Below are 13,063 nucleotides of genomic sequence, written 5' to 3' on the forward strand. Positions count from 1 at the left end.
TTACTTGATTCTAAAAAATGAAAAAGGGAAAGGAAGAAGAAAATGGAACAAAAAAAGAAAAAATTTCAGATGCCGTCAGCGTATACGGTCTTATTCATTATCATTGCAATTATCGCTGTCCTTACTTGGTTTATTCCGGCTGGTCACTATAGTGTAGATGATGCAGGCAACATCATTGCTGGATCTTATCAACGAGTAAAACAAAATCCACAAGGTCTTTGGGATATTTTCATGGCACCAATCAATGGGATGTTGGGGGTTGAAGCAGGTGAGCTAACAAGTGCGACACCAGCTGCTATTCCGATTTCGTTCTTTATCTTGATTGTGGGTGGATTTTTAGGAATTATCAATAAAACGGGTGCATTAGATGCCGGAATCGCTTCTGTCGTTAAGAAATTTAAAGGCAAAGAAAAAATGTTGATTCCTGTGTTAATGATTTTATTCGCTTTAGGTGGTTCAACTTACGGAATGGCCGAAGAAACAATTCCTTTTTATGCATTACTAATTCCAGTTATGATGGCGGTTGGTTTTGATACTGTAGTAGCTGTTGCAATCGTTTTAGTTGGTTCGCAAGTAGGCTGTTTGGCATCAACTGTTAATCCGTTTGCCACAGGGGTAGCTTCTCAAGCTGTTGGTATCTCAATGGGTGAAGGAATTGGCTTACGTTTCTTGATGTTTGTGATTTTATTAGGTATTTCAATCGTTTATGTTTATCGTTATGCTTCAAAAATCGAAAAAGATCCAACCAAGTCTTTGGTTTATAGCCAACGACAAGAAGACATGAAACATTTCGATATCGAATCGATTGGTCGTCAAGAAACAATTACAAGCAAACAAAAATCTGTTAATATTTTATTCTTTATTACGTTTGGTATCATGATCATCAGTTTGATTCCTTGGACAACATTGAATGAAAACTTTACTATTTTTGAATCATTAACAAACTGGTTAACAGGACTTCCTGTAATTGGTACAGTATTAGGGATTGACATGTTACCACTTGGTGACTGGTACTTCCCAGAAATCACTATGTTATTCTTAGTTATGGCAATCGTTGTTGCATTCACATACGGCATGAAAGAATCTGAATTTATTTCAGAATTCCTAGCTGGTGCATCAGACTTGATCGGCGTAGCAATCGTTGTTGCTGTTGCTCGTGGTATCCAAGTTGTTATGAACAATGGTTTGATTACTGATACTATTTTACACTGGGGAGAACAAGGATTGAGCACATTATCTTCAAGCGTGTTCATCATCATTACGTTCATCTTCTATATCCCAATGTCATTCTTGATTCCATCAACATCAGGTTTAGCTGCGGCTACAATGGGAATTATGGGACCAATGGGTGAATTTGCTGGTGTAGGTAAAGACTTAGTTATCACTGCTTATCAATCTGCTTCTGGATTGGTTAACTTGATTACACCAACTTCTGCTATTGTTATGGGGGCTGTTGCGATTGCTCGTTTTGACATCTCTGTTTGGTGGAAATTCACAGGTAAACTGATTGCTATTTTATTTGTAGCTATCTGTGTGATTCTCGGTGTTGCGGCAATGATTTAGTTTTGCCTAGACAAAACAGTTAGAAACATCTATCATTAAATAATAAAGTAAACAAAGCTAACTGAGTTGGCTTTAAGAAGACTCGGTAGGCAAACTATCGGGTCTTTTATCTTATTAGGAGGTAAGTGGAATGAAACAATTTGTTACAAAAGAACATCATGAACAAGCGTTACAATCACTTAATGAACTAATCAGAATCCCTTCTGTATTAGATGAAGAGGATACTGGGAAAGGCCATCCTTTCGGAACAAAAGTTGTTGAAGCATTAGATAAGGTTTTAGCAATCAGTGAAGAATTAGGCTTCCGCACATTTAAAGACCCAGACGGCTATTATGGTTATTCAGAAGTTGGTTCTGGTGATAAATTATTTGGTATTTTGTGTCACATGGACGTTGTTCCTGCTGGGGATGAAAAAAATTGGGATACAAAGCCGTTTGATCCAACTGTAAAAGATGGCTGGTTGATTGGACGTGGATCACAAGATGATAAAGGACCATCAATTGCGGCAATGTATGCTGTTAAATCATTGATGGATGCTGGGATTGAATTTAATACACGGATTCGCTTTATTTTTGGGACAGATGAAGAAAACTTATGGCGCTGCTTAGATAAATACAATGAAAAAGAAGAAGGAATCACACAAGGTTTTGCACCAGATGCTGAATTCCCATTGATTTATGCTGAAAAAGGATTACTACAAGCCTATTTGACAGGTCCTGGTACATCTGATTTTTCTGTGAAAGCAGGTGGCGCATTAAACGTCGTTCCTGATGCTGCACCATACGCTGGTGAAAAATTAGAAGAAGTGAAAGAAGCATTGAACAAACTTGGTTTTGATTTTGAGGATCATGGTGACTCAATTATTGTTCTTGGAAAAAGCATTCATGCGAAGGATGCACCAGAAGGCATAAATGCTATTTCACGTTTGTCTATGGCTTTAGCTGAAGTCTTTAATTTTGCACCAATTGATTTCTTAGGTAAATTAGTGAAAGAAAACGCAACGGGTGAAAATGTTGTTGGAAAGACGAAAGATGAACAATCTGGCGAATTAACAATGAACTTTGCTAGTTTAGAAATTACACCAGAACAAACAAAAATTGGTGTAGACATGCGTATTCCAGTAACATTTAAAAAAGATGATTTAGTAGCAAAACTAACAGAAACAGCTAAAAAATATGAACTAACTTATGAAGATTTTGATTTCTTAGATTCACTATACGTGCCACTAGATAGTGAACTAGTAAAAAATCTTTTGCAAACTTATCGTGATATCACTGGCGACATGACTGAACCATTTGTTTCAGGTGGCGCAACTTTTGCTCGTACAATGAATCAATGTGTGGCATTTGGAGCAATGTTCCCTGATACACCAGATTTCATGCACCAAGCCAACGAACGTTGGGAATTAAGCAGCATGTATAAAGCAATGGAAATTTATGCTGAAGCTGTTTATCGCTTGTGTGCAAAATAAGTAGCTTGTGAGTAATCTTATAGAAACATCTTAATTCTATGAGAGAAAATTTTTTGTACAATGTTTAATCAAAGAGGTGTGACGATGCTGTCACATCTCTTTTTTTGAAGCAATTAAGAAATTTCTTTCGTCATTTTTTTGAAATACACGTATAATAAATTAAAAGATGATTGAAGGAGGGTGGTTGCTTGAAAAAATTAGGAAAAATATTTTTAGGCTTATTGGTTATTTTAGGTTTGATTAGTGTTGGAAGCTATTATTATTTAAAAGAAAATACTTATGAACCAAGCAAAACCGCATTAACAACCAGTAAAAAAGCAATTGATAATAAGGAGTATCTTTTTTTTAAAAGTCCAAAAAAGAAACTGGCACAACAACATCCAATCATTATTTTTTATCCAGGTGCTTTAGTTGAGCCAGAAAGTTACAGTGTTTGGGCAAATAAACTTTCTGAAACTGGCTACGATGTGGCAATTGTTAAAATGCCACTCAATCTAGCGATACTAGATAAAAATCGTGCAGAAAAAGTGATTGAGGATTTTCCTGATCGCACCTTTGTTTTTGGCGGACATTCACTTGGCGGGGTAATGAGTAGTCGGTATGTTTCTCAAAATGTAACAGATAAGAATAAAGGCATTTTTTTCTTAGCAAGTTATCCTGACAAAAAAGGAGCACTATCTCAGTCGAAAATTCCGGTACTTTCAATTACGGCATCAAAAGATCAAGTATTAAATCACGAAGCATATGAAGAGGCCAAACAATACTTACCTGCGCAAACAAAGTATGTGGTGATTAATGGTGGAAACCACAGTGGATTTGGTGCATATGGTGAACAGAAAAAAGATGGAGAAGCAGAAATTACGAACGAAGACCAGCAAATCGCTCTTGTAAATACGATTGAAAATTGGTTGAAGCAAAATGGTTGGTAATCCCTTTCACCACTAGTAAGTAAAAAACGTGAGTCTAGCGAAACAGCTTGAAAAAGTAGCGATTGAGCTAATTTTTCAAGCTGTTTCTGATTGGACTCACGTTTTTTTTGAGCAGAAGCTTTGCTCATCCTATTTTATAGACAACTCTTCTTATGAAACTCATAATTGAATTGTCGAAGTAATGACAAATTAGTTTTGTTCCTCCAATAGTATTGCTCGAACGGGACACTTCTGATAGGCTTTCTTTACATACTCAGTTTCTGCTTCAGTGACAAATTGTTGATGTGCTTCTGGTTCTTGTGCAAAAAGCACGATTCCTTCTTCATCGTAATCAAAAATATCAGGGGCCTCAATTTGACAAAGACCGCAAGCAATACAACGTTCGGGTACAAGTTTACATAATAGTGACATTTTTAACCATCCTAACTTAAGGAGAATTGCTATGCTTTCATTTATTCTATCTTTATTTCCTACAAGAAACAAGTTGCGAGTCAGTTCTTTTTATCAATTACTGACAGGTAAAAAAACAACTTCAGTATTGATTTTTGGTTTCTTGAATGAATTGTTGCCAGCTCACAGTAGTTTACCAGAACTAACTCAGGAAACCTACCAGCAACGATTAACTGAGTTAGAAACATCAGGCTTGATTCAAATTGAAGAAAATGAAGTTTTCTTGACAGCGAGAGGGAGAGAACGCCAAGAGAAATTGAATGTCTTATATCCTGAATTACGTTTTGACCTCTACGGTAGAAACTGGGAAGAGGTGTGGCGACTGACAAAATTCGCAATTCAAGTTGTTTCATATTTAGCTGCAAGTCAGTCAGATTATTTACCTGCAGAGACTAGCCCATTTTATACAACTAGAATCAAATCTTGGCTAGCCCATAGCGATTGTTCAAAAGAACAGCTAGCTGATACTTTTTATCACGAGCTATCGGCTTGTTTAAGCAAACTAACGACAGAGCAGGCCAATTTATTAGCCAATCAGTTTTCTGGTTTTGAACAAATCGGTTTACTGCCTTATCAGCTAATTGAGACGAACGAGGATGAAACGACAATTTATTTACAACAGGCGCAAGCTGTTCACGCTTTTTTGAGCCAATTGAAACAGTTTCCGGATTTCTTATTGGCTCAGTTGCTTTTACCTGTTGTGGCACAAAATTACAATCAAAGTATGCTGGTTACACGGCAACTTTTTCTTGAAGGATATTCACTTACTGAAATTATGGCAGGTCGTCATTTGAAAAAGGGGACAATCACGGATCATCTAGTTGAATGGGCCTTGTTCTTAGACGACTTTCCGTTTGATCAGTTGATTTCAAAAGAGACGAACCAATTATTAGCTAGTCAAACAGCTCCTGTTCAAACTTGGCGTTACCAAGAGTTAAATGAAACAGGTACACTTGATTATGGTGAATTTCGTTTTTATCAAATACGAGCATTAAAAGGAGGCCAAAAAGATGAACTTATCAGCTGAGTTAAAACGTTATTTTGGCTTTTCAACTTTTCGTCCAGGCCAAGAAGAAATTATTCAAACATTGCTGGATAAAGACGACGTACTAGCTGTCTTGCCAACTGGAAATGGGAAAAGTTTATGTTACCAGTTAACTGGCTATCTATCGGAAGGTTTGGTCATTGTGGTTTCACCCTTGCTATCGCTAATGGAAGATCAGGTTATGCAGTTGCAAAAAATGGGAGAAAAAAGAGTTGTAGCATTTAATAGTTTGCTGACTTTTTCAGAACGGAAATACGTTATGGAGCATTTATCTCAATACAAATTTTTATTTTTAAGCCCGGAAATGTTAGTGCAATCAGAAATATTAACACAATTAAAAAGACAAAAAATCGGTCTTTTTGTGGTTGATGAAGCACATTGTGTTTCACAATGGGGGGTTGATTTTCGCCCAGAATATCAACGTTTGGGCGAAATAAGAACACAATTAGCGATTCCAGTGACTTTGGCACTTACAGCTACAGCAACAAGCGCAGTTCAACAAGATATTGAAACTGTGTTATTTACTAACAAACCCAAAATCGTTAAGCATTCTGTGAACAGAGAAAATATCGCTCTATTTGTAAGGAAAACAACTCAAAAGACAGCTGAGCTAGAAGCCATTATGAAAGAAATCAATGGCGCAACCATTATTTACTGTGCAACTAAAAAAGAAGTGGAGCGTTTGTATGCAGAATTGCGTGGTCGCTTTTCAATTGGCTACTATCACGGTGGTCTAGATGCAAGCCAAAGACGCCAGTTACAGCAACAATTTTCCCAAAATCAATTGCAATTTTTAATTGCAACAAACGCATTTGGTATGGGGATAGACAAAGCGGATATTCGTTATATTATCCATTATGATTTACCAGATAGTCTGGAAAATTATGTACAAGAAATTGGACGTGCTGGCCGCGATCAGAAGCCAAGTACAGCAATTTTATTGTATCAAACAGGAGATGAAGTGATTCATCATTTTTTTAATCAATTAGCGAAAGAGCAGCGTCAAGGTTTTGAAATTTATTTAGCACATGAGCAAGAGATCGAACAACCCTTTGACGAACTTCAGCAAAAATGGCTAGAAATTGTCAAAAAAACAAATCAGCCAGATCAATGGATGGAAAAATTAAAGATTCAAGAAAAAGAGAAGCAGTTTCGTTTATATCAAATGTTACGTTATATTCATGCAACGACTTGTCGCAGAGAATTTATTTTGAACTATTTTGGCGAAAAATTGACAGAAAAACCACAAAATTGTTGTGACATTGATGAAGCATCATGGCTCCTTTTAGCAGAAACAAAAGTAGGAACAAGTAATTTTGAGAATAACTGGGAAGAGATTTTACTAAATTTATTTAAAAAAAACGTAGAGGGGTAATTTTTTTAGGCATGGCCCATTTTCCTATGGTATAATACTCACGAAAGAAATTAGGAGGTAGCAAAGGTGAGCAGAAAAGATAGACATCAATCATCAGAAAATAACGAAACACAAGAACCATGGGAGCAACCAATTTATGACACAGAAGATGAAAATTCTTCAAGAAGCTCTCAAAGACAGCAAAAGAAAGGAAACACTGTTTTCTTGTCACTCTTTTTGTTTTTATTAGTACTTTGTATCGCAATCCCAGCAGGTGCTTACTTCTGGATTAGAAATGGTTCAAGTAATAATGCAGCAAGTTCGTCTTCAACATCGACAACTTCATCAATCGTTGAAAGTTCAACTATGAGTTCAAAAGAAGAGTCAACAACTGTTTCTTCAACTACTGAAACAGTTCAAAGCTCTGAAACAGTAGAATCAAGTATCACTGAGCCTGAAACTTCAAGTTCAGTTGCACCAGTTACACCACCAGCTTCAAGTGAAACAGTAGCACAAGAAGCAGAAACAACGCCTTCTTCATCAACAGAAGTGGCAGCTGGTTCAACGACAGTTGTTCAAGCAGGTGAAGGACCAAAACAAGTAGCTGAGCGTGCTGGAATCACCATTGATCAACTATTCCAATTAAATGGAATGGATCCAAATAAATATATGTTATATCCTGGACAAGAATTACGAGTGAAATAATGTGAGCCGCATTTTGCGGCTTTTTTTTGAGGAGCGTTTTTATGACAAAGATTAGTATTGCAATTGATGGGCCGGCTTCTTCGGGCAAAAGTACTGTAGCAAAAATTTTAGCAAAAGATTTTCAATATATTTACACAGATACAGGAGCCATGTACCGAGCAGTGACTTATTTGGCAATCAAGCATCAAATTTCGTTTGCTGACGAAGCAGGATTAGTTACTTTGATTAAAGAAAATCCGATTTCTTTCCAACAACAAGCAGATGGTCAACATGTGTTTATTTCAGGACAAGATGTAACAGCTGAAATTCGACAACCAGATGTAACGAAAGCTGTTTCGGAGGTTTCTGCACATGGAAAAGTTCGAGAAGAGCTGGTTGCTATTCAACAACAAATTGGTGAGAACGGTGGCGTAGTAATGGACGGACGTGATATTGGGACAGCCGTACTACCACATGCAGAGGTCAAAATCTTTTTAGTAGCGAGTGTTTCTGAACGAGCACAACGCCGTTATAAAGAAAACCAAGAAAAAGGAATCCCAACTGACTTAGAAACACTAACAAAAGAAATCCAAGAGCGTGATCATTATGATTCAACGCGTGAAATTTCTCCGTTGAAACAAGCAGAAGATGCCGTCCGAATTGATACAACTGGAAAATCTATTTTAGAAGTGGTAGCAATGATTAAAAACGTTGTTTCTGAAAAAGGCTACCAACTGTAAGTATTAATTGACAAAAAACGATGAAATTGGCGGAAAGTCAATAATTTTCAAATAAACCGGGCGAAATCGCTTTATTTTTTTTTAAGAATCAATTAAACTTAAATTAGTACCGTATTTACGGCATAATGTTGGTTAGGAGGACAAGTGTTATGACAGAATTTGATCAAAATCAAGCAGATAGCAATCAGTCAATGGAAGATGCAATGAAGAGCGTTCAAGAAGTTAGTGTTGGCGATGTAGTTAAAGGTGAAGTTTTAGCTATTGAAGACAAACAAGTAATTGTTGGAATCGAAGGTGCTGGCGTTGAAGGTGTCGTTCCAGCAAAAGAATTATCGACATTACCTGTAGATGACATTGATGAACTTGTTCATGTAGGCGATCTTTTAGACTTAGTTGTTATTAGTACAATTGGTAAAGATAAAGAAAACGGAAGTTATTTATTATCAAAACGCCGTTTAGATGCAAAAAAAGTTTGGGAAGACATCGAAAAAGACTTCCAAGCTGGTAAAATTATCGAAGCACCAGTAACAAACGTAGTTAAAGGTGGCTTAGTTGTTGATGTTGGCGTACGTGGATTTGTACCTGCATCAATGGTTGAAGATCACTTTGTAGCTGATTTTTCAGATTATAAAGGTCAAACGTTGAGCTTCAAGATTATTGAAATCGAACCATCAGAAAATCGCTTGATCCTTTCTCATAAAGCAGTAGTTGAATCTGAAAAAGAAGAAAAGAAAAAAGAAGTGTTAACTGCTATTCATGAAGGTGATGTCATTGAAGGGCGTGTTGCACGCTTGACTGACTTTGGTGCCTTTGTTGACTTAGGCGGAATCGACGGACTTGTTCACGTTTCAGAAATTTCACACAGTCACGTAGCAAAACCAAGTGATGCATTGGCTGTTGGGGATGAAGTAAACGTAAAAGTTTTATCAATCAATCCTGAACAAGAACGTGTATCACTATCAATCAAAGATACATTGCCTGGACCTTGGACAGACATTGAAGCCAAAGCACCAGTTGGAGCTGTTTTAGAAGGCACAGTTAAACGACTAACAAGTTTTGGCGCTTTCGTGGAAGTTTTTCCTGGGGTAGAAGGGCTTGTTCATATCTCTCAAATTTCACATAAACATATTGCGACACCTCATGAAGTACTTCAAGAAGGTCAAATAATTGATGTGAAAGTGTTAGAAGTTAATCCAGAAGAACATCGTATTGCTTTAAGTATCAAAGCACTGGAAGAAAAACCAGCTTCTGAAGAAGAACCAAAAAATATTGAATCATATGAATTACCAGAAGAAAATACTGGATTCACAATGGGTGATATTTTAGGTGATGCTTTAAAAGAAGAAGTTGAAGAAACAGCAGACGACGAATCAGATAAATAATTAAGTAACGTCAGTTTATGACTGGGACGAAAGTGAAAGCTTTTGTCTTGGTCTTATTTTTTTCGTTATTGATTACAGATAATCAAGAAAAATGTAAAATAGTTGGATGAATTGAATAACTAAGCTTGAAAGTTTGGGGTTCATTCGTTAAACTAAGTAGGATTGGAAACTTGTGAGGAGGAAAAAATATGGCAAATCCAACAATTGCAATCGTTGGCCGTCCGAACGTCGGTAAGTCTACGATTTTTAACCGCATCGCTGGCGAGCGTATCTCGATTGTCGAAGATACTCCAGGAGTGACTCGCGATCGTATTTACGCAAAAGGCGAATGGTTAGGTCGTGAATTCAGCGTGATCGATACAGGCGGGATTGATTTAGGTGACGAACCATTTATGGAACAAATCAAGCATCAAGCAGAAATCGCGATTGATGAAGCAGATGTGATTATTTGTGTAGTCAGTGGACGAGAAGGTATCACTGATGCGGATGAAATGGTTGCAAAGATTTTATATCGCAGTAATAAACCTGTTATCTTAGCAGTTAACAAAGTAGATAATCCTGAAATGCGTAATGATATTTATGAATTTTATGCATTAGGATTAGGCGATCCATACCCTGTTTCTGGGAGTCATGGTCTGGGAATTGGTGATATTTTAGATGAAGCAGTCAAATATTTTGCCACTGATACGGAAGAAGAAGACGATGATACAATTAAATTTAGTTTAATTGGTCGTCCAAACGTCGGTAAATCTTCTTTAATCAATGCAATTTTAGGCGAAGATCGTGTAATCGTTTCGGACATTGAAGGAACAACTCGTGATGCAATCGATACTCATTTTGTATCAGAAAATGGTCAAAAATTCTTGATGATTGATACAGCAGGTATGAGAAAACGCGGGAAAGTGTATGAAAATACTGAAAAATACAGTGTTATGCGTGCTATGCGCGCTATTGATCGTTCAGATATCGTTTTGATGGTCTTAAATGCTGAAGAAGGAATTCGTGAACAAGATAAACGTGTTGCGGGATATGCACACGAAGCAGGTCGCGGAGTCATCATTGTGGTGAATAAATGGGACTTAGTGAAGAAAGAAACGAACACAATGCGTGATTTTGAACAAGAAATCCGCGATGAGTTCCGTTATCTTGACTACGCACCGATTGTTTTTGTTTCTGCAGTGACGAAACAACGTTTGAATCGTCTGCCAGAAATGATTGAAGATGTCAGCATGAATCAAAATCTACGTGTTTCATCTGCGGTGTTGAACGACATCATCATGGATGCTGTGGCAATCAATCCAACACCAACAGATAAAGGCAAACGTTTGAAGATTTTTTATGCAACACAAGTGGCTGTTAAGCCGCCAACCTTTGTGGTATTTGTTAATGAAGAAGAATTAATGCATTTTTCTTACGAACGATTTTTAGAAAATCAAATTCGTAAGGCATTTACTTTTGAAGGAACTTCGATTCGAATCATTCCAAGAAGAAGAAAATAGGCATTTTACCATAGTCATTCTTTTTTTTCAAAGGATAAAGGTACTTTCTTTTATTACGTTTTAATGACCAAAAAAAGCACGTTAAAATCAGTAAAAACCTTGCCATTAAGCGGTTTATATGATATCGTGATAACAGAATATTGAAGTAAGTCAATATTTCTATTAAACATTCTGGACCACTCAGATTGTTTAATTGGTTGATGTTTTACATCATATCTCTTGTTGAGGAGGTGAATCTAATCCATGGCAAACAAAGCAGAATTAATCGAAAAAGTTGCTTCAGCTACTGATTTAACTAAAAAAGACGCAACTGCAGCTGTAGACGCTGTATTTTCAACTATTCAAGATGCTTTAGCTAACGGCGAAAAAGTTCAATTAATCGGTTTTGGTAACTTCGAAGTTCGCGAACGCGCAGCTCGCAAAGGTCGTAACCCACAAACTGGTGAAGAAATCGAAATCCCAGCTAGCAAAGTACCTGCATTCAAACCAGGTAAAGCATTGAAAGACGCAGTTAAATAATTGTGCAATAAAACCCATTGGAGCTTTAGGGCTCTAATGGGTTTTATCTTTTTTATATACTATAAAGAGAAAGAGGCGAAAAAGATACAAAATAATTAAAGACCATTTCTTTCTAAACAGCTTACTGATTTATTTTTTCATGAAACAGAATTTTCTCTTTTTTCTTCTCATTAAGTTGCACATAAATTTTTTAGTCTAATCTTTTTTTCCTTTTCAGAATAAGGATTTTTATATCTTTCTACATACTTAAAAATAGTTCAAGCGCCAATCAATAATTTCATACACAATTTTTAACGTCTCCTGTTGATGTTATAATAAGCATAATGCTAGGTTTATTTATCTTAGACATACCTTTACTTTGAAAGGTGTGTTTTTTGTGCTATTTTACAGGAAAATCAGCACTACCAAAATTATCCCCCATCATACTTTCAGCAGTAAGAGTTACAGGCGTTTCTGTATCTGTCAATTCATAGGCAACTGCACTTGAAATGGAGCCACCGGGTTTAATTTCAGCTGATTGATCTTGTAAATATTTATCATCAGGCAAACTTGCAATAGTTAGTTTATTTACTTTATTTGGATCGTTATCTTGTATCGCTTTAAAATTTAGAATCCATGCAGTGTTGGGCGAAATCGGTGCTGAATTATCATAATCAGGATTTACTAAAGTATCAAACCAAAAAGCAATCACTGGTTTTTCCCCGTAGTCATTGCCAGCTTCACCAGGTTGGATAACTTTATAATCGGTAATCTTAATAGAATAAGAGTTCCCTTTTAACATAGTGCCATCGAAAGTTGCTTCTGACGCAGTTGCAACAAAATCACTTGTAGTTTCTACTTTTGAAGAAGTGGCCTTTGTTTCACTACTCTTTTCTGTAATCTCTTGTTGTGTGCTGCTTGATGCACTAGACTCACTGTTAGGCTTATTTCCGCATGCTCCTAAAAATAATGATGTAAATAATAACCCCAAAATAACTTTTCTCATTCTTAACTCCCCATTTCTTTGATATAATTATGTTGTAAGTATCTCAAAAATGAGGTGGAAGTCCGTGTTCACAGCACGGACTTTTTTTATTTCAGGTGACATTCCCAACCTAACCCCAAATTAAATTCTTCTAGCACACTTGTGTAGTTGAATTGACCATCATTTTCTTGAATCAAATAATTAATCATCGAAGTATTTGCTTCGTTTTCCATTTTTGAATGGAAGACAGGATTAGTGTATAACGCGTTAAAATCTGAATGATTAAGAGCGTGATAGAGTTCATGAAGAATCACTTGTTTTTGTTTTTCTTCCGATTGATTTTGATTAACGACCATCAGTTTCAACTCATCAAAATAATAGCCTCTTTTTTCTAATTCCATTACGACTAGCTCAATTCCATGACTAGCGAGTAGCTCCTTTATTGTTTTCATAAAAAAGACTC

Annotated in this window: 13 protein-coding genes; 10 read left to right on the plus strand and 3 right to left on the minus strand. The window is 36.5% G+C overall.

Going from position 1 to position 13,063, the window contains the following annotated elements; genetic code table 11:
* Positions 1-42: 42 nt before the first annotated feature.
* The 3 genes from RV17_RS09205 (at position 43) to RV17_RS09215 (ending at position 3,963) form a co-directional block, all read left to right on the plus strand.
* On the plus strand, positions 43-1,563 hold the full coding sequence (locus RV17_RS09205; RefSeq protein ID WP_071869055.1) for a YfcC family protein: 1,521 nt from the start codon (positions 43-45) through the stop codon (positions 1,561-1,563).
* Between the two features lie 130 nt (positions 1,564-1,693).
* Positions 1,694-3,034 carry a M20 family metallopeptidase gene (locus RV17_RS09210; protein ID WP_071869056.1) on the plus strand — a complete coding sequence of 447 codons (1,341 nt, stop codon included), beginning with the start codon at positions 1,694-1,696 and terminating at the stop codon, positions 3,032-3,034.
* 188 nt (positions 3,035-3,222) lie between these two features.
* On the plus strand, positions 3,223-3,963 hold the full coding sequence (locus RV17_RS09215) for an alpha/beta hydrolase (protein ID WP_071869057.1): 741 nt from the start codon (positions 3,223-3,225) through the stop codon (positions 3,961-3,963).
* Between the two features lie 189 nt (positions 3,964-4,152).
* Here the strand turns inward: RV17_RS09215 and RV17_RS09220 are convergent, their stop codons facing one another.
* Entirely contained in the window at positions 4,153-4,374 is a 222-nt protein-coding gene (locus tag RV17_RS09220) for a ferredoxin (protein WP_067484872.1), read from the minus strand.
* A 31-nt stretch (positions 4,375-4,405) separates the two neighbouring features.
* Between RV17_RS09220 and RV17_RS09225 the strand changes: the two genes are divergently transcribed.
* From RV17_RS09225 to RV17_RS09255, 7 genes are all read left to right on the plus strand, one after another.
* Positions 4,406-5,440, plus strand: coding sequence for a helix-turn-helix domain-containing protein (locus RV17_RS09225; RefSeq protein ID WP_071869058.1), 1,035 nt, complete (start codon positions 4,406-4,408; stop codon positions 5,438-5,440).
* A complete protein-coding gene (locus tag RV17_RS09230) occupies positions 5,424-6,833 on the plus strand; it encodes a RecQ family ATP-dependent DNA helicase (RefSeq protein WP_071869059.1) in 1,410 nt (469 codons plus the stop codon). Before RV17_RS09225 ends, RV17_RS09230 begins: the two co-directional genes overlap by 17 nt.
* 66 nt (positions 6,834-6,899) lie before the next feature.
* Positions 6,900-7,517, plus strand: coding sequence for an SAG1386/EF1546 family surface-associated protein (locus RV17_RS09235; protein ID WP_071869060.1), 618 nt, complete (start codon positions 6,900-6,902; stop codon positions 7,515-7,517).
* 41 nt (positions 7,518-7,558) lie between these two features.
* Positions 7,559-8,236 carry a (d)CMP kinase gene (gene cmk / locus RV17_RS09240; RefSeq protein WP_071869061.1) on the plus strand — a complete coding sequence of 226 codons (678 nt, stop codon included), beginning with the start codon at positions 7,559-7,561 and terminating at the stop codon, positions 8,234-8,236.
* A gap of 149 nt (positions 8,237-8,385) precedes the next feature.
* Positions 8,386-9,618, plus strand: a complete 1,233-nt coding sequence (gene rpsA / locus RV17_RS09245) for a 30S ribosomal protein S1 (protein WP_071869062.1) — start codon at positions 8,386-8,388, stop codon at positions 9,616-9,618.
* Between the two features lie 188 nt (positions 9,619-9,806).
* Positions 9,807-11,117 carry a ribosome biogenesis GTPase Der gene (gene der, locus RV17_RS09250; RefSeq protein ID WP_067484889.1) on the plus strand — a complete coding sequence of 437 codons (1,311 nt, stop codon included), beginning with the start codon at positions 9,807-9,809 and terminating at the stop codon, positions 11,115-11,117.
* Positions 11,118-11,360: 243 nt separating this feature from the next.
* Entirely contained in the window at positions 11,361-11,636 is a 276-nt protein-coding gene (locus RV17_RS09255; protein WP_002290178.1) for an HU family DNA-binding protein, read from the plus strand.
* Between the two features lie 379 nt (positions 11,637-12,015).
* Here the strand turns inward: RV17_RS09255 and RV17_RS09260 are convergent, their stop codons facing one another.
* The gene (locus tag RV17_RS09260) at positions 12,016-12,621 is read right to left on the minus strand and encodes a DUF5067 domain-containing protein (protein WP_071869063.1); all 606 of its coding nucleotides are present in this window, start codon (positions 12,619-12,621) and stop codon (positions 12,016-12,018) included.
* 86 nt (positions 12,622-12,707) lie between these two features.
* Complete coding sequence (locus RV17_RS09265; protein WP_067484895.1) at positions 12,708-13,052, minus strand: ImmA/IrrE family metallo-endopeptidase; 345 nt, start codon at positions 13,050-13,052, stop codon at positions 12,708-12,710.
* Positions 13,053-13,063: the final 11 nt, after the last annotated feature.

The organism is Enterococcus thailandicus (assembly GCF_001886265.1).
GTDB classification, from domain to species: Bacteria; Bacillota; Bacilli; order Lactobacillales; family Enterococcaceae; genus Enterococcus_B; species Enterococcus_B thailandicus.